This is a genomic window from Hylemonella sp. GW821-FHT10B10 (assembly GCF_059415585.1).
In genome coordinates, this window is the sequence record NZ_JBWKNN010000001.1 from 711,919 (window position 1) to 736,647 (window position 24,729).

Sequence of the window (24,729 nt, forward strand, 5' to 3'; positions counted from 1 at the left end):
GCTATAATTTCAAGGCTTTGCATCCCGCAAGCGCACGCCGGCAGCAGTTCCAGCCACCGGCGCAAGTTGTAAACCTGGGACGTCCCGACCGATAGCGGCCGGTTTCGTCCCGCATGACAGGAAATAGAAATGATCGCATCCAGCATCAAGGCCGAAGTTGTCAAGGCCAATGCCCGTTCCGCTACCGACACCGGCAGCCCGGAAGTCCAGGTCGCCCTGCTGACCGCCCGTATCAACGAGCTGACCCCCCACTTCAAGACCCACGCCAAGGACCACCACGGCCGTCGCGGTCTGCTGCGCATGGTGAGCCGTCGCCGCAAGCTGCTGGACTACCTGAAGTCCAAGGACTTCGATCGTTACAGCGCGCTGATCACCAAGCTGGGTCTGCGCAAGTAATCGCCCCGGACAGATGAACAAGAGCGCCTGAGTTGGTTTTCTAGCTCAGGCGCTTTGTACTTCGGAGCAGACAGGAACAGAGCGAAGCTGTGTCATTCCAGAGGAAATTGGGCGAATTTCCTCGACTTTCTCTGGAATGGCATCGTGTTCTGTGATGTGGCTCCGAGCCCTAGGGGAGGCGGCTTAGACCTCCCTTGATCCATACAGGAGAAACACATGACCATGTTCAACAAAGTCACCAAGACCTTCCAGTGGGGCCAGCACACGGTCACCATGGAAACCGGCGAAATCGCCCGTCAGGCCACCGGCGCCGTGCTGGTCAACATCGACGACACCGTGGTGCTGGCCACCGTGGTGGCGACCAAGAGCGCCAAGCCCGGCCAGGACTTCTTCCCGCTGACCGTGGACTACACCGAGAAGTCCTACGCCGCCGGCAAGATCCCGGGCAGCTTCTTCAAGCGTGAAGGCCGTCCCAGCGAACTCGAGACCCTGACCTGCCGCCTGATCGACCGCCCGATCCGTCCGCTGTTCCCCGAAGGCTTCTACAACGAAGTCCAGGTGATCGTGCACGTCGTGAGCCTGAACCCCGAAGTGCAGGCCGACATCGCCGCCATGATCGCGACCAGCGCCGCGCTGAGCATCAGCGGCATCCCCTTCAACGGCCCCATCGGTGCTGCCCGCGTGGGTTACATCAATGGCGAATACGTCCTGAACCCGGGCCAGACCCAGCTCAAGGACAGCCAGATGGACCTGGTCGTCGCCGGCACTGAATCCGCCGTGCTGATGGTGGAATCCGAAGCGCAGCAGCTGTCCGAAGAGGTCATGCTGGGCGCCGTGGTCTTCGGCCACGAGCAGGGCAATATCGCCATCAACGCCATCCACGACCTGGTGCGTGACGCTGGCAAGCCGGCCTGGGACTGGAAGGCTCCGGCCAAGGACGAAGAGCTGATCGCCAAGGTCAACGCGCTGGCCGAAGAGAAGCTGCGCACCGCCTACCAGATCCGCAACAAGCAGAGCCGCACCCAGGCCTGCCGCGAGACCTACGCCGCCGTCATGACCAGCCTGAAGGATTCGGGCGTCGAGTTCGACAGCGTCAAGGTCGAAGGCATGCTGTTCGACATCGAAGCGCGCATCGTGCGCAGCCAGATACTGGCCGGCGAGCCGCGCATCGACGGTCGTGACACGCGCACTGTGCGCCCCATCGAGATCCGCAACGGCGTGCTGCCCCGTACCCACGGTTCGGCCCTGTTCACGCGCGGTGAGACCCAGGCCCTGGTGGTTGCCACGCTGGGCACTGAGCGCGACGCGCAGCGCATCGACGCGCTGGCCGGCGAGTTCGAAGACCGCTTCATGCTGCACTACAACATGCCTCCCTTCGCCACCGGTGAAGCTGGCCGTTTCGGTACCCCGAAGCGCCGCGAAATCGGCCACGGCCGTCTGGCCAAGCGCGCCCTGGTGGCCTGCCTGCCGACCAAGGAAGAGTTCCCCTACACCATGCGAGTGGTGTCCGAGATCACCGAGTCCAACGGCTCCTCCTCGATGGCTTCCGTCTGCGGCGGCTGCCTGTCGCTGATGGACGCCGGCGTGCCGATGAAGGCCCACGTGGCCGGCATTGCCATGGGCCTGATCAAGGACGGCAACCGCTTCGCCGTGCTGACCGACATCCTGGGTGACGAAGATCACCTGGGTGACATGGACTTCAAGGTGGCCGGTACCACCAACGGCATCAACGCCCTGCAGATGGACATCAAGATCCAGGGCATCACCAAGGAAATCATGCAGGTCGCACTGGCCCAGGCCAAGGAAGCCCGCATGCACATCTTGGGCAAGATGCAGGAAGCCATGGGCGAGGCCAAGACCGAGGTGAGCAACTTCGCGCCCAAGCTCTTCACCATGAAGATCAACCCCGAGAAGATCCGTGACGTGATCGGCAAGGGCGGCGCCGTCATCCGCGCGCTGACCGACGAGACCGGTTGCCAGATCAACATCGAGGAAGACGGCACCATCACTATTGCCGCCACCGACGCCACCAAGGCCGAGGAAGCCAAGCGCCGCATCGCCGAGATCACCGCCGAAGTCGAAATCGGCAAGGTCTACGAAGGCCCGATCACCAAGATCCTGGACTTCGGTGCCCTGGTCAACCTGCTGCCCGGCAAGGACGGCCTGCTGCACATCAGCCAGATCGCCCACGAGCGCGTCGAGAAGGTCACGGACTACCTGTCCGAAGGCCAGATCGTCAAGGTCAAGGTGCTGGAGACCGACGAGAAGGGTCGCGTCAAGCTGTCCATGAAGGCGCTGCTGGACCGTCCGGCCCAGAACAACGGCGGCGAACAGGCCTGATCGACCGGTTTCAACCTGCGATTGAATCGACGATGTCCTGCGGCTGCGTCCGCAGGCGCTGTCGGAGCGAAAGACCATGAAAGCCATCGAAATCACTTCCTATGGTGCGCCTGAGGTGCTGCGTCTGGGCCAGCGCCCCGACCCGTTGCCCGCGGCGGGCGAGCTGCTGATCCGCGTGGCGGCCAGCGGCATCAACCGGCCTGATGTGTTCCAGCGTACCGGCAACTACCCGGTGCCGCCGGGTGCGTCCGACATTCCCGGTCTGGAAGTCGCCGGCGAGATCGTGGGTGGCAACGCTGCCGAACTCGCCGCAGCCGGCTTCAAGCTCGGCGACAAGGTCTGTGCCCTGGTCGCCGGCGGCGGTTATGCCGAGCTGTGTACCGCTCCCATCGCGCAGAGCCTGCCCTATCCCAAGGGCCTGAGCGATGTCGAGGCGGCTTCGCTGCCCGAGACCTTCTTCACCGTGTGGAGCAATGTCTTCGACCGTTGCCGTCTGCAGCCCGGCGAGACCCTGATGATCCAGGGTGGATCCAGCGGCATCGGCGTGACCGCCATCCAGCTGGCCAAGGCCTGGGGTGCCAAGGTCATCGTGACGGCCGGCAGCGACGACAAGTGCGCCGCCTGCCTGAAGCTGGGCGCCGACCATGCCATCAACTACAAGACGCAGGACTTCAAGGAAGAGGTCAAGCGCCTGACGGATGGCAAGGGTGTGGACGTGATCCTCGACATGGTGGGCGGCGAGTACGTCGCACGCGAGGTCGAGAGCCTGGCCGAGGACGGCCGCATCGTCATCATCGCCGTGCAGGGTGGTACCAAGAGCAGCTTCAACGCCGGTCTGGTGCTGCGCAAGCGCCTGACCATCACCGGATCCACGCTGCGTCCGCGCCCCATCGCCTTCAAGCAGGCGATCGCGCAGGCCTGTCTCAAGCACGCCTGGCCCCTGATCGAGGCCGGCAAGATCAAGCCCGTGATCCACAGCACCTATGCGGCCGTGGACGCCAAGGACCCCACCGGCAGCGGTGCGGCACGTGCGCATGCGCTGATGGAGTCGAACCAGCACATCGGCAAGATCGTGTTGACCTGGAGTGGCGCATGAAGAAACTGATCGCTGGCAACTGGAAGATGAATGGCAGCCTGGCCGCCAACCAGACCCTGCTCAAGGGCCTGCTGTCCGGCCTCAAGGACCCGGCCTGCGACATCGCCGTCTGCGTGCCCGCCCCCTATCTGGCGCAATGCCAGATGCTGCTGGCCACCAGCCCGGTGGAGCTGGGGGCGCAGGATGTGTCGCAGCACGAGCTGGGCGCCTACACGGGCGAGGTGTCTGTCGCCATGCTCAAGGATTTCGGCGTGCGTTACGCCATCGTCGGCCATTCGGAGCGTCGCCAGTACCACGGCGAGACCGATGCCGTGGTGGCAGCCAAGGCGCAGCGGGCCCTGGCCAATGGCGTGACGCCCATCGTCTGCGTGGGCGAGACCCTGGCCGAGCGTGAAGCCGGCAAGACCGAAGAAGTGGTCAAGCGCCAGCTGGCTGCGGTGATCCACCTCAACGGACACTGCATCAGCGAGATCGTCGTGGCCTATGAGCCGGTCTGGGCCATCGGTACCGGAAAGACCGCCACGCCCGAGCAGGCGCAGCAGGTGCATGCCGTGCTGCGTGCGCAGCTGCAGGCGGCCACCAAGCAGGTGGGTCGCATCAAGATCCTCTACGGCGGCAGCATGAACGCGGCCAACGCTGCAACGCTGCTGGCCCAGCCCGACATCGATGGTGGCCTGATCGGCGGCGCCTCGCTCAAGGCCCCGGATTTTCTGACCATCATCGCCGCAGCGGCCTGAAGCCGCCGCTCGAATGCTACGAATTTAGGAGTAAACATGAGTTTCATCATCACCATCATCATCACGGTACAGATCATCGCGGCAGTGGCCATGATCGGCCTGATCCTGATCCAGCACGGCAAGGGCGCTGACATGGGTGCGGCCTTCGGTGGCGGTGCTTCGGGCAGCCTGTTCGGCGCCAGCGGCAGTGCCAACTTCCTTTCGCGCACCACGGCCGTGCTCGCCACCATCTTCTTCGTCAGCACGCTGGCTTTGGCGTACTTCAGCAACGCACGTCCGGCCAGCACCGGCAGCGTGCTCGAAGGCAGCGCCGTGACTGCACCGGCAGCACCTGCCGCGCCTGATACGGCTGCCCAGATTCCGGGCACTTCGGCACCGGTCGAGACGGCTCCGGCGTCCGCGCCTGTCGTTCCTGGCCCCGGCCAGATTCCGGCGCGATGACCTGAGTCAAGAATTGCGAATTCCCGCCGGGGCAGAGGGGGGAATTCGGAGTAAACTCTGAGGCTTGCCGGGTCAGCCATCGGGCCCTCATGCGAGCCCGGCAAAAGAGACCAGCCGTCGTGGTGAAATTGGTAGACACGCTATCTTGAGGGGGTAGTGGCGAAAGCTGTGCGAGTTCGAGTCTCGCCGACGGCACCAGATAAATGACTGCCCGGGCATGGCCCGGGCGGCGCAACGGTGATCAGCATTTCAAGATGAGCCTCGATCAATACCTTCCCGTCCTTCTGTTCATCTTGGTCGGCATTGCCGTGGGGGTCATCCCCCAGGTCATCGGCTACATCCTGGGTCCGAACCGTCCCGACGCGGCCAAAAATTCTCCCTACGAGTGTGGTTTCGAAGCGTTTGAAGACGCGCGCATGAAATTCGACGTGCGCTACTACCTCGTCGCCATCCTGTTCATCCTGTTCGACCTGGAAATCGCCTTCCTCTTCCCCTGGGCCGTGGCCCTCAAGGAGGTGGGTGCGGTCGGTTTCTGGGCGGCCATGGTGTTCATCGCCATCCTCGTCGTGGGTTTTGCCTACGAGTGGAAAAAGGGCGCCCTGGACTGGGAATGAACTGACTCATCGACAAGGATCGCAGCCATGATTGAAGGCGTGATGAAAGAAGGCTTCATCACCACCAGTTACGACACGGTGGTGAACTGGGCCAAGACCGGCTCGCTATGGCCCATGACCTTCGGTCTGGCCTGCTGCGCAGTCGAGATGATGCATGCGGCCGCGGCCCGCTACGACATCGGCCGTTTCGGCGCCGAGGTCTTCCGCGCCAGCCCGCGCCAGTCCGATCTGATGATCGTGGCCGGTACCTTGTGCAACAAGATGGCCCCGGCCCTGCGCAAGGTCTACGACCAGATGAGCGAGCCGCGTTACGTGCTCTCCATGGGCTCCTGCGCCAACGGCGGTGGCTATTACCACTACAGCTACTCGGTGGTGCGCGGCTGCGACCGCATCGTGCCGGTCGACGTCTATGTCCCGGGCTGCCCGCCCACGGCCGAAGCGCTGATCTACGGCATCATCCAGCTGCAGCAGAAGATCCGCCGCACGCAGACCATCGCCCGCGTTTGAAGGACCGTCGATGACTGCTTATGCCGTGAATCTGGAGACTCTCAAGGACACCGTGACCGCCGCATTGGGTGGCAAGGTGCGCCGTATCGAGATCAAGCTGGGCGAGCTCACTGTCGAGGTGGCTGCCCCTGATTACCTTGCTGCCGCCCGTATCCTGCGCGATGCGCCCGGCTGTCAATTCGAACAACTGATCGACCTTTGCGGCGTCGATTATTCCGCCTGGGGTGACGGTGCCTGGGAGGGCGCGCGCTTCTGCGTGGTCTCTCACCTGTTGTCCGTCAGCCTGAACCAGCGCGTGCGCCTCAAGGTCTTTGCGACCGACGACAACTTCCCGGTGGTTGATTCCCTGAACGACGTCTGGCGTGCTGCCAACTGGTACGAGCGCGAGGCTTTCGACCTCTATGGCATCGTCTTCGAAGGTCACGACGACCTGCGCCGCATCCTGACCGACTACGGTTTCATCGGCCATCCCTTCCGCAAGGATTTCCCGCTGTCCGGCCACGTCGAGATGCGTTATGACGCCGAACTCAAGCGCGTGGTCTACCAGCCGGTGTCCATCGAGCCGCGCGAGATCACGCCGCGGATCATCCGTGAAGACAACTACGGCGGGTTGAAATAATCATGGCCGAAATCAAGAACTACACCCTGAACTTCGGGCCCCAGCACCCCGCCGCGCACGGCGTGCTGCGCCTGGTGCTCGAGCTGGACGGCGAGGTCGTGCAACGCGCCGATCCGCACATCGGCCTGCTGCACCGCGCCACCGAGAAGCTGGCCGAAAGCAAGACCTACATCCAGTCGCTGCCCTATATGGACCGCCTGGACTACGTCTCGATGATGTGCAACGAGCAGGCCTACTGCCTGGCTATCGAGAAGATGCTGGGCCTGGAAGTGCCGGTGCGCGCCCAGTACATCCGCACGATGTTCGGCGAGATCACGCGCCTGCTCAACCACCTGATGTGGCTGGGCTCGCACGGCAATGACTGCGGCAGCTCGACCATCCTGATCTACACCTTCCGCGAGCGCGAAGACCTGTTCGACATGTACGAGGCTGTCTCCGGCGCTCGCATGCATGCGGCCTATTTCCGTCCGGGCGGCGTCTACCGCGACCTGCCGGACAGCATGCCGCAGCACAAGGTCAACAAGATCCGCAACGCCAAGGCCGTGGCTGAGATCAACGCCAACCGCCAGGGTTCGCTGCTGGACTTCATAGACGATTTCTGCGCACGTTTCCCCAAGTGCGTGGACGAGTACGAAACCCTGCTGACCGACAACCGCATCTGGAAACAGCGCACGGTCGGCATCGGCGTCGTGACCGCCGAGCGCGCCCTGAACCTGGGCATGACCGGTCCCATGCTGCGCGGTTCGGGCATCGCCTGGGACCTGCGCAAGACCCAGCCTTACGACGCCTACGACCGTGTCGACTTTGACATCCCCGTGGGCAAGACCGGCGACAGCTACGACCGCTACCTCGTGCGTGTGCAGGAGATGCGTGAGTCCAATCGCATCATCAAGCAGTGCGTGGACTGGCTGCGCGCCAACCCCGGCTCCGTCATCACGGACAACCACAAGGTGGCTCCGCCGGCGCGCGAGGCGATGAAGACGAACATGGAAGAGCTGATCCACCACTTCAAGCTCTTCACCGAAGGTTTCCGCGTGCCCGCCGGAGAGGCCTATGCCGCTGTCGAGCACCCCAAGGGCGAGTTCGGCATTTACATGGTGAGCGACGGCGCCAACAAACCCTACCGCCTCAAGATTCGTGCCCCGGGCTTTGCCCATCTGGCCACGCTCGATGAGCTCGCGCGTGGCCACATGCTGGCCGACGCCGTGGCCATCATCGGCACGCTGGATATCGTGTTTGGAGAGATTGACCGATGATCTCGGAATCCACCAAGGCGCGCTTCGCCAAGGAAGTCGCCAAGTACCCGCCTGAGCAGAAGCAGTCTGCCGTCATGGCCTGCCTGTCCATCGTGCAGCAGGAGCTCGGCTTCGTGAGCACCGACAGCGAGGCCGAAGTCGCCGCCTACCTGGGCATGGCTCCTATGGCCGTGCACGAGGTCACGACCTTCTACAACATGTACAACCAGCGCCCGCTGGGCAAGTACAAGCTCAACGTCTGCACCAACCTGCCGTGCCAGCTGCGTGACGGCCAGAAGGCCCTGCACCATCTGGAGCACAAGCTGGGCATCCACATGGGCGAGACCACGGCCGACGGCCTGTTCACACTGCAGCAGAGCGAGTGCCAGGGCGCCTGCGCCGATGCACCCGTGCTGCTGGTCAACGACCGCACCATGTGCAGCTTCATGAGCAACGACAAGCTGGACAAACTGATCGACGGCCTGCGCGCCGCGGGGGGCAAGTGATGTCTGTCGACAAACTCCTCGCGCAATTCGCCGCCACCGGCGCCGAGACCTGTTTCCACAACCGCCATATCGAACCCCAGATCTACGCCGGCCTCGACGGCAGCAACTGGCACCTCAAGGACTACGAGGCGCGCGGCGGCTACCAGGCCCTGAAGAAGATCCTGGGCAAGGATGGCGGAGAAGGCCTGACGCAAGACCAGGTGATCGCCACCGTCAAGGAATCCGCCCTGCGCGGCCGTGGCGGCGCCGGTTTCCCCACCGGCCTGAAGTGGAGCTTCATGCCGCGCCAGTTCCCGGGCCAGAAGTACCTGGTCTGCAACTCGGACGAGGGCGAACCCGGGACCTGCAAGGACCGCGACATCCTGATGTACAACCCGCACATCGTGATCGAGGGCATGGCCATCGCGGCCTATGCCATGGGCATCACGGTGGGCTACAACTACATCCACGGCGAGATCTTTGAGGTCTACGAACGTTTCGAGGCTGCGCTGGAAGAGGCGCGCGCCGCCGGCCTGCTGGGCAACAACATCGCCGGCAGCAATTTCAGTTTCCAGCTGCATGCAGCCCACGGTTTCGGCGCCTACATCTGCGGCGAAGAAACCGCGCTGCTCGAATCGCTGGAAGGCAAGAAGGGCCAGCCGCGCTTCAAGCCGCCGTTCCCGGCCAGCTTCGGTCTGTACGGCAAGCCGACCACGATCAACAACACCGAGACCTTCGCGGCCGTGCCCTGGATCATCCGCAACGGCGGCCAGGCCTACCTCGAATGCGGCAAGCCCAACAACGGCGGCACCAAGATCTATTCGATCAGCGGTGACGTCGAGCGTCCGGGCAACTACGAGATCCCCATGGGCACGCCCTTCGCCAAGCTGCTCGAGCTGGCCGGCGGCGTGCGCGGTGGCCGCAAGCTCAAGGCCGTGATCCCCGGGGGATCGTCTGCTCCGGTGCTGCCGGCCGACATCATGATGCAGTGCACGATGGACTACGACTCCATCGCCAAGGCAGGCTCCATGCTGGGCTCGGGCGCCGTGATCGTGATGGACGAGACCCGCTGCATGGTCAAGTCCCTGCAGCGCCTGTCCTACTTCTATATGCACGAATCCTGCGGCCAGTGCACGCCCTGCCGCGAAGGCACGGGCTGGCTCTCGCGCGTGGTCGACCGCATCGAGAACGGCCAGGGGCGTCCCGAAGATCTGGACCTGCTGGACAACGTGGCCGAGAACATCCAGGGCCGCACCATCTGCGCGCTGGGCGATGCGGCGGCCATGCCGGTGCGCGCCATGATCAAGCACTTCCGGCACGAATTCGAACACCACGTGGCGAACAAGACCTGCGTGGTCGGCGCCTACGTCTGAGCGCACACACCGAGCATACGAACATGGTTGAAATCGAACTCGACGGCAAGAAGGTAGAGATCCAGGAAGGCAGCATGGTGATGCATGCGGCCGAGAAAGCCAAGATCTACATTCCGCACTTCTGCTATCACAAGAAACTGAGCATCGCGGCCAACTGCCGCATGTGCCTGGTGGACGTGGAGAAGGCGCCCAAGCCCATGCCGGCCTGCGCCACCCCCGTCACGCAGGGCATGATCGTGCGCACCAAGACCGACAAGGCCATCAAGGCCCAGAAGTCGGTCATGGAGTTCCTGCTGATCAACCATCCGCTGGATTGCCCCATCTGCGACCAGGGCGGCGAATGCCAGCTGCAGGACCTGGCCGTGGGCTACGGCGCTTCCTCCTCGCGTTACGAGGAAGAGAAGCGTGTGGTCTTCCACAAGGACGTGGGCCCGCTGATCTCCATGGAGGAGATGAGCCGCTGCATCCACTGCACCCGCTGCGTGCGTTTTGGCCAGGAAGTCGCCGGCGTGATGGAGCTCGGCATGAGCCACCGCGGCGAGCATTCCGAGATCGAGACCTTCGTGGGGCACTCGGTCGACTCCGAGCTGTCGGGCAACATGATCGATATCTGCCCGGTCGGTGCCCTGACCAGCAAGCCTTTCCGCTACCAGGCCCGTACCTGGGAGCTGGGCCGTCGCAAGTCCGTATCTCCGCACGACTCCACCGGTGCCAACCTGATCGTCCAGGTCAAGAACAACCAGGTGCTGCGTGTCGTTCCCCTGGAAAACGAAGACGTCAACGAGTGCTGGATCGCCGACCGTGACCGTTACTCCTACGAGGCCCTCAACGGTGCCGACCGCCTGACCAACCCCATGGTCAAGCAGGGTGGCCAGTGGAAGGAAGTCGACTGGCAGACCGCCCTGGAGTACGTGGCCAACGGTCTGAAGACCATCAAGAGCGATCACGGTGCCAACAGCATCGGCGCCCTGGTCAGCCCGCACAGCACGCTGGAAGAGCTGTACCTGGCCGCCGGTCTGCTGCGCGGCCTGGGCAGCGACAACATCGACTACCGCCTGCGCAACGCCGAATTCGGCAAGAGCGAGGGTGTGCGCTGGCTGGGCCTGCCCATTGCCGCGCTCACGCAACTGCAACGCGTGCTGGTGGTCGGCAGCAACCTGCGCAAGGACCATCCGCTGTTCGCGCAACGCATCCGCCAGGCCGTGCGCCACGGCGCGCAGGTCAGCGCCATCACCTCGAAGAACCTCTACCAGAGCGCCGACGCCTGGGCCATGAAGGTGGCGAATGCACAGGTCAGCCCGGCTGGACAGTGGGCCCAGGCCCTGGCCAACGTGGCAGCGGCCATTGCGGCAGAAAAGGGCGTTGCCGCCCCGGCCGCCGGTCAGTCCACGCCCGAAGCGCAGGCCATCGCCAAGTCCCTGCTGGGTGGCGAGCGCAAGGCGGTGCTGCTGGGCAATGCCGCCGCGCACCATGCCAACGCGTCCAGCCTGCTGGCCCTGGCCAACTGGATCGGCGCCCAGACGGGTGCCAGCGTGGGCTACCTCACCGAAGCCGCCAACACCGTGGGTGCGCAATGGGTCGGTGCCCAGCCGCAAGCCGCGGGTCTGAACGCCGCGCAGATGCTGGGTGGCAAGCTCAAGGCCGCTCTGCTGCTGGCCGTCGAGCCCGAGTACGACACGGCTGCCGGTCAGGCCGCTGCGGCCGCGCTGGACTCCGCCGAGATGGTCGTCACGCTCAGTCCCTTCAAGACCAACCTGGCGTTCAGCGATGTGCTGTTGCCCATCGCGCCCTTCAGCGAGACCTCGGGCAGTTTTGTCAACGCCGAAGGTCGCGTGCAGAGTTTCCACGCCGTGGTCAAGCCTCTGACCGAGACCCGGCCGGCCTGGAAGGTGCTGCGTGTGCTCGGCAATCTGCTGGGGCTTCAGGGTTTCGCCTACGAGTCTTCGCAGGAAGTGCTGGCCGCGGCCACGACCAAGCCCGCGAACCTCTCCAACGCCACACAGGCCGCCATCAGCGTCGCGGCCACCGCGGCCGAGCCGGTGACGGCCTCCATCTACCAACTCGACGGCCTGGTCCGTCGCGCGCCGTCGCTGCAGCTGACGGCCGACGCCCGTGAACAAGGGGTGCCCGCATGATTGATGCGCTGTACAACGGCGGCCTGAACCTGATCGCCGCCAGCTGGTGGGCCACCCTGGCCTGGCCGGTCCTGTGGATCCTGCTCAAGATCGTGGCCGTGCTCGCGCCGCTCATGGGCGCGGTGGCCTACCTGACGCTGTGGGAGCGCAAGTTCCTGGGCTTCATGCAGGTGCGCTACGGGCCCAACCGTGTGGGCCCCTTCGGCCTGCTGCAGCCGATCGCCGATGCGGTCAAGCTGCTGACCAAGGAAATCATCACGCCCAGCGCCGTGAGCGGCGGACTGTTCCGGCTCGGCCCCATCATGGCCATCATGCCGGCGCTGGCTGCCTGGGTGGCCATTCCCTTCGGCCCGGACGTGGCGCTGACCAATATCAATGCCGGCCTGCTGCTGGTGATGGCCATCACCTCGATCGAGGTCTATGGCGTGATCATCGCGGGCTGGGCGTCCAACTCGAAGTACGCCTTTCTGGGCGCGCTGCGTGCCTCGGCGCAGATGGTGAGCTACGAGATCGCCATGGGCTTCTGCTTCCTGGTGGTGCTCATGGTCTCGGGCAGCATGAACCTGACCGACATCGTGCTGGGCCAGGGCGACGGCTACTTCGCCGACAAGGGCCTGGGTTTCCTGTCCTGGAACTGGCTGCCCCTGCTGCCGATCTTCCTGGTCTACCTGATCTCCGGCGTGGCCGAGACCAACCGCCATCCCTTCGACGTGGTCGAGGGCGAAGCCGAGATCGTGGCCGGCCACATGGTCGAGTACTCGGGCATGGGCTTTGCCATCTTCTTCCTGGCCGAATACGCCAGCATGTGGCTGGTCTCCATCCTGGCCGTGATCATGTTCCTGGGCGGCTGGCTGTCTCCGATCGACAGCGCCCTGTTCAACTGGGTCCCGGGCTGGATCTGGCTGGGTCTCAAGACCTTCGTCGTCGTGTCCATGTTCATCTGGATCCGCGCGACCTTCCCGCGTTTCCGTTACGACCAGATCATGCGTCTGGGCTGGAAGATCTTCATCCCGGTCACCCTGGTGTGGCTGCTCGTTGTCGGCATCTGGATGCAGACGTCGTGGAATATCTGGAATTAAGGGGCTGACAATATGCAAGCCGCTGCTGCCACCACTAGCTTCTCCCTCAAGGACTTCCTCAAGAGCTTCATGCTCGTGGAACTCTTCAAGGGCATGGCCCTGACGGGGCGTTACGCCTTCGCCCGCAAGGTCACGATCCAGTACCCCGAAGAGAAGACCCCGCTGTCGCCGCGCTTCCGCGGCCTGCACGCCCTGCGTCGTTATGAAAACGGCGAAGAGCGCTGCATCGCCTGCAAGCTCTGCGAAGCCGTCTGCCCGGCCATGGCCATCACCATCGAGTCCGAAGTGCGCAAGGACGGCAGCCGCCGCACCACGCGTTATGACATCGACCTGACCAAGTGCATCTTCTGCGGCTTCTGCGAAGAGAGCTGCCCGGTGGACTCCATCGTCGAGACCCACGTGCTCGAATACCACGGCGAAAAACGCGGTGACCTGTACTTCACCAAGGACATGCTGCTGGCCGTGGGCGACCGCTACGAGACCGAGATCGCTGCCGCCCGCGCGGCCGACGGCAAGTACCGCTAAGGCGCCACGAAACACCAAGAAACGATCATGGACGTCAAAACCGGCTTCTTCTTCCTGTTCTCGGCGGTGCTGCTGTTCGCAGCCTTCCGGGTCATCACGGCACGCAACCCCGTGCACGCCGTGCTTTTCCTCATGCTGTCCTTCTCGCAGGCCTCGGCCATCTGGCTGCTGCTGAAGGCCGAGTTCCTGGCCATCACCCTGGTGCTGGTCTACCTCGGCGCGGTGATGGTGCTCTTCCTCTTCGTGGTCATGATGCTGGACATCAAGATCGACCAGATGCGCCAGGGTTTCTGGAAGCACCTGCCGCTGGCCGCCACCCTGGGCGCCGTGGTGGTGCTCGAGATGGCCGCCGTGCTGCTGTCGGGCTTCCGCGTCACCGATGAGCCGCAGGTTGCCCAGGTCATCGGCCAGGCGCCGGTGGAGATCTCCAACTCCAAGGAGCTGGGCATCCTGCTTTACACCGAATACGTCTACCCGGTCCAGGTGGCCGCCGTGATCCTGCTGGTGGCCATGATCGCCGCTATCGCGCTCACCCTGCGCTCGCGCAAGGACAGCAAGGCCATCGACCCGTCCATCCAGGTGCGCGTGCGCGCCGCCGACCGCCTGTCCATCGTGAAGGTCGAGACCACCCGCGCCGCGCCGCCTGCGCCCGCGCCCGAGGAGAACAAACCATGACACTGACCCTGGGGCACTATCTGACGCTGGGCGCCGCGCTGTTTGCCATCGCGGTGGTCGGTATCTTCCTGAACCGCAAGAATCTGATCGTGCTGCTCATGGCCATCGAGCTCATGCTGCTGGCGGTCAACCTGAACTTCGTGGCCTTCTCCCATTACCTGGGCGATATGCACGGTCAGGTCTTCGTGTTCTTCATCCTTACCGTCGCAGCAGCCGAGTCGGCCATCGGCCTGGCCATCCTGGTGCTGCTGTTCCGCAACAAGTCCAGCATCAACGTGGACGAACTCAATACGCTCAAGGGCTGAACCCACCGGTTCATCAAGGTACTAGAAGATGAGTCAAACCCTGAATGCATCCACCCTGCTGGCGGTGCCGCTGGCGCCGCTGGTCGGCTCCGCGCTGGCCGGCATCTTCGGCACCAAGCTGGGTGGCAACTGGATCGGCCGCCGCCTCTCGCACACCCTGACCATCCTGGGCGTACTGGTGGCCTTCATCATTTCCGCCATGACGCTCAAGAGCGTGGCCATGGACGGGGCGCGCTTCAACGAAACGCTCTACGAGTGGATGGTCGTGGGCGGTCTCAAGATGGAAGTCGGCTTCATGGTCGACGGCCTCACCGCCATGATGATGTGCGTGGTGACCTTCGTCTCGCTCATGGTGCACATCTACACCATCGGCTACATGGAAGAAGACGAGGGCTACAACCGTTTCTTCGCCTACATCTCCCTGTTCACCTTCTCCATGCTCATGCTGGTCATGAGCAACAACCTGCTGCAGCTCTTCTTCGGCTGGGAAGCGGTGGGCCTGGTGTCCTACCTGCTGATCGGTTTCTGGTTCAACAAGCCCACGGCCATCTTCGCCAACATGAAGGCCTTCCTGGTCAACCGCGTGGGTGACTTCGGCTTCATCCTGGGCATAGGCCTGATCGCCGCCTTTGCTGGCACGCTGAACTACACGGAAGTCTTCGCCAAGGCTGGTGAACTGGGCGCCATCTCGTTCCCCTGGTACATCCTGGGCCAGGACGCCATGCTGATCACCGTGATCTGCATCTGCCTCTTCATCGGTGCCATGGGCAAGTCGGCCCAGTTCCCTCTGCATGTCTGGCTGCCCGATTCGATGGAAGGCCCCACGCCCATCTCCGCGCTGATCCACGCCGCCACCATGGTGACGGCTGGCATCTTCATGGTCGCGCGCATGTCGCCGCTGTTCGAGCTGTCCGACACGGCCTTGAGCTTCATCATGGTGATCGGCGCCATCACGGCCCTGTTCATGGGCTTCCTGGGCATCATCCAGAACGACATCAAGCGCGTGGTGGCTTATTCCACGCTCTCGCAGCTGGGCTACATGACCGTCGCCCTGGGCGCCTCGGCCTATTCGGTGGCAGTGTTCCACCTGATGACGCACGCCTTCTTCAAGGCCCTGCTGTTCCTCGGCGCGGGCTCGGTCATCATCGGCATGCACCACAACCAGGATATCCGCTGGATGGGCGGCGTGCGCAAGTACATGCCCATCACCTGGATCACCTCGCTGCTCGGTTCCCTGGCCCTGATCGGCACGCCGCTGTTCGCCGGTTTCTACTCCAAGGACAGCATCATCGAAGCCGTCCATGAGAGCCATCTCTGGGGCAGCGGCTTCGCCAGCTTCGCGGTGCTGGCCGGCGTCTTCGTGACGGCCTTCTATTCCTTCCGCATGTACTTCCTGGTCTTCCACGGCAAGGAGCGCTACGACCAGAACCCCGACGCGCACCATGATGACCATGGCCACGGCCATGACGATCACCACGAGCCGCACGAATCGCCCTGGGTGGTGACGGTGCCGCTGGTGCTGCTGGCCATCCCCTCGGTGGTGATCGGCTACCTGACCATCGGGCCCATGCTGTACGGTGATTTCTTCAAGGACGCGATCTTTGTCGACGCGGCCAGGCACCCCGTGATGGCCGAACTGGCCGAGGCCTTCCATGGCCCGCTGGCCATGGCGGTCCACGCCTTCAGCACCCTGCCGTTCTGGCTGGCGCTGGCCGGTGTCGCCACTTCGTATTACATGTACATGATCAACCCGGCGCTGCCGGCGGCCATCAAGCGCATCTTCCAGCCGATCTATACCCTGCTGGACAACAAGTACTACATGGACTGGATCAACGAGAACATCCTGGCGCGCGGCGCCCGTCTGCTGGGCATGGGCCTGTGGAAGGGCGGCGACCAGGCGGTGATCGACGGTACCCTGGTCAACGGTTCCTGGAAGGTGGTGGGCTGGGTGGCCGGCATCGTGCGCTGGTTCCAGTCGGGCTACCTCTACCACTATGCCCTGGCCATGATCCTCGGCATCGTGGCGCTGATGACGTATTTCGTGACCTGGCCCATGCTGGCCGGCTTGCTCGGCCGCTAAGGAGAAGAAGAACATGGGTTTGTTGAGCCTCGCCATCTGGATGCCGATCGCTTTCGGCGTGCTGCTGCTCGTCCTCGGACGTGACGACCAGGCACGCACCGTGCGCTGGGTCGCGCTGGTGGGCGCGATCGCCAGTTTCCTGGTCACGCTGCCGCTGTACACGGGCTTCAAGCTCGGCACGGCCGAGATGCAGTTCGTGGAACTCCTGCCCTGGATGGAGCGCTTCAATGTGCACTACCACCTGGGCCTGGACGGCATCTCCTTCTGGTTCGTGCTGCTGACCGCCTTCATCAACGTGATCGTGGTCATCGCCGGCTGGGAAGTCATTACCAGCCGCGTCAACCAATACATGGGCGCCTTCCTGATCCTGAGCGGCCTCATGATCGGCGTGTTCTCGGCACTGGACGGCATCCTGTTCTACGTCTTCTTCGAAGCCACCCTGATCCCGATGTACCTGATCATCGGCATCTGGGGCGGGCCCAACAAGATCTACGCGGCCTTCAAGTTCTTCCTCTACACGCTGCTGGGCTCGCTGCTGCTGCTGATCGCGCTGATCTTCCTGTACACCAAGTCGGGTGGCAGCTTCGACATCGCCACCTGGCACTCCCTGCCTTTGGATGGCCGCACGCAGACCCTGATCTTCTTCGCGTTCTTCGCGGCCTTCGCCGTCAAGGTGCCGATGTGGCCGGTACACACCTGGCTGCCCGACGTGCACGTCGAAGCGCCCACGGGTGGTTCCGCCGTGTTGGCCGCCATCATGCTGAAGCTGGGCGCCTACGGCTTCCTGCGTTTCTCCATGCCCATCGCTCCCGATGCCGCGCGCGAGTGGGCCTGGCTCATGATCGCGCTCTCGCTGATCGCCGTGATCTACGTGGGCCTGGTGGCCATGGTGCAGCAGGACATGAAAAAGCTCGTGGCCTACTCGTCCGTGGCCCACATGGGTTTCGTCACCCTGGGTTTCTTCATCTTCAACGACCTCGGCGTGGCCGGCGGCCTGGTACAGATGATCGCCCACGGCTTTGTATCGGGCGCCATGTTCCTGTGCATCGGCGTGCTCTACGACCGCGTGCATTCGCGCGAGATCGCCAGTTACGGCGGTGTCATCAACACCATGCCCAAGTTCACGGCCTTTGCGCTGCTGTTTGCCATGGCCAACTGCGGCCTGCCCGCCACCGCCGGTTTCGTGGGCGAGTGGATGGTCATCCTGGGTGCGGTCAAGGCCAACTTCTGGCTGGGCCTGCTGGCCGCCACGGCGCTGATCTTCGGCGCTGCCTACACGCTGTGGATGTTCAAGCGCGTCTACCTGGGCCCCGTGGCCAATGACGACGTCAAGGGATTGGACGACATCAACAGCCGCGAATTCCTCATGCTCACGCTGCTGGCGATCGCCGTGTTGTGGATGGGTGTGTTTCCCAAGCCCTTCACCGACGTCATGGACACCTCGGTGACCGAGCTGCTCAAGCACGTCGCCCAGTCCAAGCTGAACTGAATCAAGAGAGACTGAAGATGACTGACACCCTCAGCTGGATCGCGGTATTCCCCGAGGTCATCCTGCTCGTCATGGCCTGTGCCATCACGCTGCTGGACCTCACCGTCAAGAGCCGCCTGCGCACCACCACCTACATCATCACCCTGTTGACCCTGGCCGTCGTGGCCGCCCTCCAGGCCGTGTACGCCAACGCCGGTGGCACGCTCTACGGGCTCAACGACATGGTGGTGAGCGACAGCATGGGCAACTGGCTCAAGTTCTTCGCCACCATCGCCGTCATGGTCACCCTGGTCTACGGCCGCCCCTACGCGGCCGACCGCGACATGCTACGCGGGGGTGAACTGTTCAGCCTGAGCCTGTTCGCGCTGCTGGGCATGTTCATCATGATCTCGGGCAACAACTTCCTGCTGATCTACCTGGGCCTGGAGCTGCTCACGCTGTCCAGCTACGCCCTGGTGGCCCTGCGTCGCGACCACGCCACCTCCACCGAGGCGGCCATGAAGTACTTCGTGCTCGGTGCACTGGCTTCGGGTTTCCTGCTCTACGGCCTGTCCATGATGTACGGCGCCACCGGCACGCTCAACGTCAACGAAGTCTTCCGCGGTGTCAACTCCGGCCTGATCAACCCCAGCGTGCTGACCTTCGGCCTGGTCTTCGTGGTGGCCGGCCTCGCCTTCAAGCTCGGCGTGGTGCCCTTCCACATGTGGATCCCCGACGTCTACCAGGGCGCTCCCACCGCCATCACCCTGATGATCGGCGGCGCGCCCAAGCTGGCTGCCTTTGCCATCGTCATGCGCCTGCTGGTCGAGGGCATGCTGCCCCTGTGGTTCGACTGGCAGCAGATGCTGGCCCTGCTGGCCGTGGCCTCGCTGCTGGTCGGCAACCTGGCCGCCATCATGCAGACCAACCTCAAGCGCATGCTGGCCTACTCGACCATCTCGCAGATGGGTTTCGTGCTGCTGGGCCTGATGTCGGGCGTGATCAACGGCAACATCTATTCCGCTGCCAACGCCTACAGCTCGGCCATGTTCTACGTCATCACCTATGTGCTGACCACGCTGGCGTCCTTCGGCGTCATCCTGCTGCTGGCGCGTGAAGGTTTCGAGAGCGAAGAGATCGCCGATTTTGCCGGCCTGAACCAGCGCAGCCCGCTGTACGCCGCCATCATGGCCATCTGCCTGTTCTCGCTGGCCGGCATTCCGCCCATGGTCGGCTTCTACGCCAAGCTTTCCGTGCTACAGGCCCTGATCGCCTCGGGCCAGACCCTGCACATCGTGCTGGCCGTGTTCGCCGTGATGATGTCGCTGATCGGCGCCTTCTACTACCTGCGTGTCGTCAAGGTCATGTACTTTGACGAACCCATCACCGCCAGCACCGTCTCGGCCCCGCTGGACGTGCGCGCCGTGCTCTCCGTCAACGGCCTGCTGGTGCTGGCACTGGGCATCGCGCCCGGCGGCCTGATGGCGCTGTGCGCGCAGGCCGTGGTGCAGATGCTCGGTACATGACACAGGGCGCCGCGGTCTGGTTCGTGGTGCTGGCGGCCCTGGTCGCCGCCAACCTGCCTTTCCTCAACGGCCGTCTGCTGGCGGTCGTTCCACTGAAGTTTCCCAAGAACCTGGGCCTGCGCCTACTGGAGCTGGTGCTGTTCTACTTCATCGTGGGCGGCCTGGCCCTGCTGCTGGAGCAGCGCGCCGGCCGCATCGCCCCGCAAGGCTGGGAGTTCTACGCCATCACCGGCGCGCTCTTCCTGACCCTGGCCTTCCCGGGTTTTGTCTATCGCTACCTCTACAAGCGCCACGGTTGAGTGGCGGCAGCGATCATGGATGACCGCCACCTGATCGAAACGCAGCAGAGCAGTGAAGAGCTGCTCAAGGGGCGTTTCCTGCACGCCTTCCGCGACACCGTGCGCCTGCCCGATGGCAGCGAGGCTGTGCGCGAATACGTCATCCACCCCGGCGCCGTCATGATCATCCCGCTGCTGCCGCAGCCTGACGGCAGCATGCGCGTGGTGCTGGAGCGCCAGTACCGTTACCCGGTCAAGCAGGTCATGATCGAATTCCCTGCCGGCAAACTGGACCCGGGTGAGGACATCCTCGCCTGCGCGCGACGCGAGCTGCAGGAGGAAACCGGCTACCGCGCCACCGAATGGGCGCGGGCCGGCGTGCTGCACCCCGTCATCTCCTATTCCACCGAATTCATCGAAGTCTGGTTTGCACGCGGCCTCAGCCAGGGCGAACGCCATCTGGACGAAGGCGAATTCCTCGACGTCTTCAGTGCCACACCCGCGGAGTTGCTGTCATGGTGCCGCGACGGGAAGGTGACCGACGCCAAGACCCTGACCGGCACGCTCTGGTTGCAGAACGTCCTCTCGGGCGCATGGGCATTGGACTGGCAGACTGCGGCCTGAGTCGCTTGTTGCCGATAATCACGACATGAAGGTTTTCAATCTCCAGTGCAGCGCGCACCACAGCTTTGAAGGCTGGTTCGCCTCCGAAGAGGACTACGCCAGCCAGATCGAGCGGGGCCTGCTCGAATGCCCCATGTGCGCCGACAAGACCGTGCACAAGTTGCCCAGCGCCCCGCGCCTGAACTTCGGCGCGCTCGCAAGCACCCAGTCCACGACCGCCGCCTCCGCCGCGGACAAACAGGCGGTGGTCGCCGGTGACCCGGCACAGGCCCTGCAGGCGGCTTATCTGCAACTCGCGCGCCGTATCGTCTCGGAAACGGAAGACGTGGGCGAACGTTTCGCCGAAGAGGCGCGCAAGATCCACTACGGCGAAACGGAAGAGCGCGGCATCCGAGGTCAGGCTTCACGCAAGGAGACTGAGGCGCTGATGGAGGAGGGCATTGCCGTGATGCCACTGCCTTTGCCTGAGGGGCTCAAAGGGCCATTGCAGTAGAGGCTGAGGGTCAGGGGGCGCGGGCGGGTATGAGTGGCGCAAGTGCGATGCGCACGCCTTCGGCAACTTCCAGATCATTGTTGAACAGGTCCCGGCGAACTTCGCCGCGCGGCCGTTCCATGTCCATGGCATGGATGATGGATGCCCCACCATAGGTCAGAAAGGCTGGGGCTCCTGTGGACATGACTGCCGTCAACTGAATGGAAAAAGAACTGGTGCTGCCCGTGAAATTTGGCTCGCGTGTACCTCTGTCATTGATGGTCGGGATTCGGGTTCTTTGTCCATCCCAGGTGGCTGAACTGCCTTGCAGTACAGCCGTACGCGCGACGATCCGAGACTGGATCAGCAGCGCGCATCCGGCCTCTTTGCAGACATGCTGAGCAAGGCGGGACATGGCCTGCCCATAGGCCTGTGGACGCCGGGTGCCTGTTACCGGGTCGTAGATACCGCCCACCTCGGCGGACATCTTGCTCCAGATCTCGTTGTAATTGTCGCGGTTTAGCAAGGTCACCTTGAAGCCGGCCAGCTCAAGCTGCTTACCCAATTGGGCGACCATCATGCTGTCGCCCTTCTGAAGCTCCTTGACCTGCTGCAGAGGAGGGGGGAGCAGAACGATCAGTGTTTCCTTGGGGGGGATAGAAAACTGTGCGGACCGCCAGTTGTCGCGTGCCTGGGGAACAGGGGCCGAGGCGCAACCTGCCAGACCGAGCATCAGGATAAGGGTAAGGTGTCGGCGCAGCAAGATGCAGAACATTAGGCAGTGGAGGATAGAAAGATTCTAGGCACAGGCCAGACCACCGTATATCCCCCAAAAGGGGCATATGCCCCTAGGACTTGAACTGCAGCGCCGCCAGCCTGGCATACAGCCCATTCGCCGCCACCAGGCTATCGTGCGTTCCCTGTTCTACCAGCCGCCCTTGGTCGATGACGACGATGCGATCGGCCTGCTGCACGGTGGCCAGGCGGTGGGCGATGACCAGTGTCGTGCGGCCGCGCATGGCGGTTTCCAGCGCGGCCTGCACCATGCGTTCGCTCTCTGCGTCCAGCGCGCTGGTGGCTTCGTCCAGTAGCAGTAGCGGCGGGTTCTTGAGCATGGCGCGCGCGATGGCGATGCGCTGGCGCTGGCCGCCCGAGAGGCGCACACCCCGCTCGCCGAGGAAGGTGCCGTAGCTCTCGGGCAGGGCGCGGATGAAGTCGTCGGCAAAGGCGGCGCGGGCGGCGGCTTTCACTTCTTCGTCACTGGCGCCAGGGCGGCCGTAGCGTATGTTCTCCAGCGCGCTGCTGGAGAAGATCACCGGCTCCTGCGGCACGATGGCGATCTGCTCGCGCAGGGCCTGCAGGCTTTGCTGCGGCAGGGGCACGCCGTTGAGCTTGAGCGTGCCAGCGCTCGGATCGTAAAAGCGCAGCAGCAGCTGGAACACCGTCGTCTTGCCTGCGCCGCTGGGACCCACCAGGGCCAGCGTTTCGCCGGGTGCGACGTTGAGCGTGAAGTCGCTCAACGCGGCCTGGGCCGGGCGTGAGGGGTAGTGGAAGGTCAGGGCCTCGAAGGCGATGGACGTGCCGGCGGCCGCAGAGGGGGCAGGCAGGGGCAGCGCAGGCGATGCGATGGGAGAGCGGCTGGCCAGCAGTTCCATGAGTCGTTCGGTGGCGCCGGCGGCGCGCAGCAGCTCGCCATAGACCTCACCCAGTACTGCAAAGGAACTGGCCAGCATGATCACAAAGACCACGGTCTGTCCCAGGTGGCCCGCGGTGATCTCGCCGGCCAGCACGGCCTGCGTGCCCTGGTACAGGCCCCACAGCAACGCGGCGGAGGTGGCCGTGATGATGAAGGCCATGAGCGTGGCCCGTGCGCGCACGCGGCGCTTGGCGGTGCCGAAGGCGCTCTCGGTGGCGGCGTCAAAACGCGCAGCCTCACGCGCCTCGGCGCTGTAGCTCTGCACCACGGGGATGGCGTTGAGCACTTCGGCGGCGATGGCGCTGGAGTCGGCCACGCGGTCCTGGCTGGCGCGCGAAAGGCGGCGCACGCGGCGTCCGAACCAGACGCTGGGCGCCACCACGAGCAGCAGCACGGCCAGCACCTGCAACATGATGAGCGGGTTGGTCCAGATCAGCATGCCCAGGGCACCCAGGCCCATGACGGCGCTGCGCAAGCCCATGGAGAAGGAGGAGCCCACCACGGTCTGCACCAGAGTGGTGTCGGTGGTCAGGCGCGAGAGTACCTCGCCGGTTTGTGTGGTTTCGAAGAAGGCCGGGCTCTGGCGCAGCACGTGGCCGTAGACCGCGTCGCGCACGTCGGCGGTGACACGTTCGCCCAGCCAGCTCATGAGGTAGAAGCGCACGGCCGAGAACACGCCCATGGCCGCAGCCACCGCGAACAGCAGAGCGAAGTGTTCGCGCAGGGCCATCAGCTGCGTGCCGCGGTCCTGCACCTGCAGGCCTCCGTCGATCAGCTCACGCAGGGCCAGGGGGAAGGCCAGCGTGGCCGCTGCGGCGAGCAGCAGGAAGAGCAGGGCCAGCGCGATGCGTGTGCGGTAGGGCCGCAGAAAGGGCAGCAGGCCGCTGAGGGAAGTGGGGTTGGTGGCGCGGGGTCGGTTGCTGTCGCTGGGCATGGCGGGCTAGGAGGTGAGGGTGACCGCCCAGCATACCGCGCCCCCATGACCCCTGCCGGGGACGGTCATCGGGGGCCCGTGGACCGCGGCTCAGCGGCGGGACAGCACTTCGCGCAGCGTGGTGGCCAGATCGTCGATATGGAACTTGGCGATGTAGGCGTCGGCACCGGCGCTCTGGACCTGGGCCTCGTTGGCCGTGCCCGTGAGCGAGGAGTGCACCACCACCGGGATGCCGCTGAACTGTACGTCGGCCTTCACATTGCGCGTCAGCGTGAAGCCGTCCATCTCGGGCATTTCCAGGTCGGTGAGCAGCAGGGCGACCTTGTCCCTGACGGACTTGCCCTCGTTCCTGGCCTGGGCCGCCAGGGCCTGCAGGCGATCCCAGGCTTCCTTGCCGCTGTGGGTCATGATGAAGGAGACGCCCAGGGAGTTCAGGCCCTTTTCGAGGATGCCGCGCGCCATGGCCGAATCGTCTGCCGCCAGCACCACGCTGCCCGGCGGGAGCTGGATCTTGGGGCCCGTGGGTTTTTCGAAATCCGCCGTGCCCGGCATCACGTCGTGCAGGATGCGCTCCACGTCGAGCACCTGGGCCAGCCGGCTGTTCTCCGCGTCGCCGTCCAGGCGGGCGATGCTGGTGACCAGCTCGCCGCCGCGGCCTTCGGCGGAGAGCACCTGCTTCCAGTCCACCTGCACGATCTCCGTGACGTTCTCGACGAAGAAACCCTGGGTGGTGCGGGCGAATTCGGTGACCAGCAGGATGCCTTCACCCTTGCCGGGCGTACGCCCCGTGATGGCGGGCAGGTCGATCACGGTGATGATCTGGCCGCGGATATTGGCCACGCCCAGCACATGGGCCGGCGCATTGACCATCTTGGTGAGCTGGGGCATGACCATGATCTCGCGCACCTTGAACACATTGATGCCGAACAGCTCGCGCTGGTCGGAGCCGGCGGCGGTGCCCAGCTGGAACAGCAGCAGTTCGAACTTGCTGCTGTTGCCGGCGGTGTTGCGGTTGTCGGTGCTGCGGGAGGCGGGCTGGGAACTCATGCGTGTCATCCTTGTGGGTCTCGGGTAAGAGCGTAACGGCTT

Annotated in this window: 25 protein-coding genes and 1 tRNA gene; 23 read left to right on the plus strand and 3 right to left on the minus strand. The window is 64.2% G+C overall.

What is annotated here, in order from left to right:
- Positions 1-129 precede the first annotated feature (129 nt).
- The 23 genes from rpsO to AC07NT_RS03590 all read left to right on the plus strand — a co-directional run bounded on the left by rpsO (position 130) and on the right by AC07NT_RS03590 (position 21,031).
- On the plus strand, positions 130-396 hold the full coding sequence (rpsO, locus tag AC07NT_RS03480) for a 30S ribosomal protein S15 (RefSeq protein ID WP_498597818.1): 267 nt from the start codon (positions 130-132) through the stop codon (positions 394-396).
- Positions 397-612: 216 nt separating this feature from the next.
- Positions 613-2,736 (plus strand): polyribonucleotide nucleotidyltransferase, encoded by a 2,124-nt coding sequence (gene pnp, locus AC07NT_RS03485; protein ID WP_498597817.1) that lies wholly within the window; start codon positions 613-615, stop codon positions 2,734-2,736.
- Between the two features lie 76 nt (positions 2,737-2,812).
- Complete coding sequence (locus AC07NT_RS03490; protein ID WP_498597816.1) at positions 2,813-3,832, plus strand: NAD(P)H-quinone oxidoreductase; 1,020 nt, start codon at positions 2,813-2,815, stop codon at positions 3,830-3,832.
- Complete coding sequence (gene tpiA / locus AC07NT_RS03495; RefSeq protein WP_498597815.1) at positions 3,829-4,569, plus strand: triose-phosphate isomerase; 741 nt, start codon at positions 3,829-3,831, stop codon at positions 4,567-4,569. Before AC07NT_RS03490 ends, tpiA begins: the two co-directional genes overlap by 4 nt.
- A gap of 36 nt (positions 4,570-4,605) precedes the next feature.
- Positions 4,606-5,010 carry a preprotein translocase subunit SecG gene (gene secG, locus AC07NT_RS03500; protein ID WP_498597814.1) on the plus strand — a complete coding sequence of 135 codons (405 nt, stop codon included), beginning with the start codon at positions 4,606-4,608 and terminating at the stop codon, positions 5,008-5,010.
- A gap of 113 nt (positions 5,011-5,123) precedes the next feature.
- A tRNA-Leu gene (locus tag AC07NT_RS03505) sits at positions 5,124-5,208 on the plus strand.
- 56 nt (positions 5,209-5,264) lie between these two features.
- The gene (locus AC07NT_RS03510; RefSeq protein WP_460487593.1) at positions 5,265-5,624 is read left to right on the plus strand and encodes an NADH-quinone oxidoreductase subunit A; all 360 of its coding nucleotides are present in this window, start codon (positions 5,265-5,267) and stop codon (positions 5,622-5,624) included.
- Between the two features lie 27 nt (positions 5,625-5,651).
- Complete coding sequence (locus AC07NT_RS03515; RefSeq protein WP_498597813.1) at positions 5,652-6,131, plus strand: NuoB/complex I 20 kDa subunit family protein; 480 nt, start codon at positions 5,652-5,654, stop codon at positions 6,129-6,131.
- A 10-nt stretch (positions 6,132-6,141) separates the two neighbouring features.
- On the plus strand, positions 6,142-6,750 hold the full coding sequence (locus AC07NT_RS03520; protein ID WP_498597812.1) for an NADH-quinone oxidoreductase subunit C: 609 nt from the start codon (positions 6,142-6,144) through the stop codon (positions 6,748-6,750).
- A 2-nt stretch (positions 6,751-6,752) separates the two neighbouring features.
- A complete protein-coding gene (locus AC07NT_RS03525; protein ID WP_498597811.1) occupies positions 6,753-8,006 on the plus strand; it encodes an NADH-quinone oxidoreductase subunit D in 1,254 nt (417 codons plus the stop codon).
- Positions 8,003-8,491: an NADH-quinone oxidoreductase subunit NuoE family protein gene (locus AC07NT_RS03530; RefSeq protein WP_498597810.1), complete on the plus strand. Its 489-nt coding sequence runs from the start codon at positions 8,003-8,005 to the stop codon at positions 8,489-8,491. The genes AC07NT_RS03525 and AC07NT_RS03530 overlap by 4 nt, the downstream gene beginning before the upstream one ends.
- On the plus strand, positions 8,491-9,843 hold the full coding sequence (gene nuoF / locus AC07NT_RS03535) for an NADH-quinone oxidoreductase subunit NuoF (RefSeq protein WP_498597809.1): 1,353 nt from the start codon (positions 8,491-8,493) through the stop codon (positions 9,841-9,843). The genes AC07NT_RS03530 and nuoF overlap by 1 nt, the downstream gene beginning before the upstream one ends.
- 23 nt (positions 9,844-9,866) lie before the next feature.
- Entirely contained in the window at positions 9,867-11,978 is a 2,112-nt protein-coding gene (gene nuoG, locus AC07NT_RS03540) for an NADH-quinone oxidoreductase subunit NuoG (RefSeq protein WP_498597808.1), read from the plus strand.
- On the plus strand, positions 11,975-13,057 hold the full coding sequence (gene nuoH / locus AC07NT_RS03545) for an NADH-quinone oxidoreductase subunit NuoH (RefSeq protein ID WP_498597807.1): 1,083 nt from the start codon (positions 11,975-11,977) through the stop codon (positions 13,055-13,057). Before nuoG ends, nuoH begins: the two co-directional genes overlap by 4 nt.
- A gap of 12 nt (positions 13,058-13,069) precedes the next feature.
- On the plus strand, positions 13,070-13,582 hold the full coding sequence (nuoI, locus tag AC07NT_RS03550) for an NADH-quinone oxidoreductase subunit NuoI (RefSeq protein WP_498597806.1): 513 nt from the start codon (positions 13,070-13,072) through the stop codon (positions 13,580-13,582).
- A gap of 27 nt (positions 13,583-13,609) precedes the next feature.
- The gene (locus tag AC07NT_RS03555) at positions 13,610-14,257 is read left to right on the plus strand and encodes an NADH-quinone oxidoreductase subunit J (RefSeq protein WP_498597805.1); all 648 of its coding nucleotides are present in this window, start codon (positions 13,610-13,612) and stop codon (positions 14,255-14,257) included.
- Complete coding sequence (gene nuoK / locus AC07NT_RS03560; RefSeq protein ID WP_057675302.1) at positions 14,254-14,562, plus strand: NADH-quinone oxidoreductase subunit NuoK; 309 nt, start codon at positions 14,254-14,256, stop codon at positions 14,560-14,562. The genes AC07NT_RS03555 and nuoK overlap by 4 nt, the downstream gene beginning before the upstream one ends.
- A 28-nt stretch (positions 14,563-14,590) precedes the next feature.
- Positions 14,591-16,642, plus strand: coding sequence for an NADH-quinone oxidoreductase subunit L (gene nuoL, locus AC07NT_RS03565; RefSeq protein ID WP_498597804.1), 2,052 nt, complete (start codon positions 14,591-14,593; stop codon positions 16,640-16,642).
- A 13-nt stretch (positions 16,643-16,655) separates the two neighbouring features.
- Positions 16,656-18,131 carry an NADH-quinone oxidoreductase subunit M gene (locus AC07NT_RS03570; protein WP_498597803.1) on the plus strand — a complete coding sequence of 492 codons (1,476 nt, stop codon included), beginning with the start codon at positions 16,656-16,658 and terminating at the stop codon, positions 18,129-18,131.
- 17 nt (positions 18,132-18,148) lie between these two features.
- Positions 18,149-19,636, plus strand: coding sequence for an NADH-quinone oxidoreductase subunit NuoN (nuoN, locus tag AC07NT_RS03575; RefSeq protein ID WP_498597802.1), 1,488 nt, complete (start codon positions 18,149-18,151; stop codon positions 19,634-19,636).
- Positions 19,633-19,935, plus strand: coding sequence for a DUF2818 family protein (locus tag AC07NT_RS03580; protein WP_498597801.1), 303 nt, complete (start codon positions 19,633-19,635; stop codon positions 19,933-19,935). The genes nuoN and AC07NT_RS03580 overlap by 4 nt, the downstream gene beginning before the upstream one ends.
- A gap of 15 nt (positions 19,936-19,950) precedes the next feature.
- Positions 19,951-20,538, plus strand: a complete 588-nt coding sequence (locus tag AC07NT_RS03585; RefSeq protein ID WP_498597800.1) for an NUDIX domain-containing protein — start codon at positions 19,951-19,953, stop codon at positions 20,536-20,538.
- Positions 20,539-20,563: 25 nt separating this feature from the next.
- The gene (locus AC07NT_RS03590) at positions 20,564-21,031 is read left to right on the plus strand and encodes a DUF1178 family protein (RefSeq protein ID WP_498597799.1); all 468 of its coding nucleotides are present in this window, start codon (positions 20,564-20,566) and stop codon (positions 21,029-21,031) included.
- 10 nt (positions 21,032-21,041) lie between these two features.
- Here AC07NT_RS03590 and AC07NT_RS03595 read toward each other — a convergent pair whose 3' ends face one another.
- The 3 genes from AC07NT_RS03595 to AC07NT_RS03605 all read right to left on the minus strand — a co-directional run bounded on the left by AC07NT_RS03595 (position 21,042) and on the right by AC07NT_RS03605 (position 24,687).
- The gene (locus tag AC07NT_RS03595) at positions 21,042-21,773 is read right to left on the minus strand and encodes a hypothetical protein (protein ID WP_498597798.1); all 732 of its coding nucleotides are present in this window, start codon (positions 21,771-21,773) and stop codon (positions 21,042-21,044) included.
- Positions 21,774-21,858: 85 nt separating this feature from the next.
- Entirely contained in the window at positions 21,859-23,640 is a 1,782-nt protein-coding gene (locus AC07NT_RS03600) for an ABC transporter transmembrane domain-containing protein (RefSeq protein WP_498597797.1), read from the minus strand.
- 90 nt (positions 23,641-23,730) lie between these two features.
- On the minus strand, positions 23,731-24,687 hold the full coding sequence (locus tag AC07NT_RS03605) for a chemotaxis protein (protein WP_498597796.1): 957 nt from the start codon (positions 24,685-24,687) through the stop codon (positions 23,731-23,733).
- Positions 24,688-24,729 lie beyond the last annotated feature (42 nt).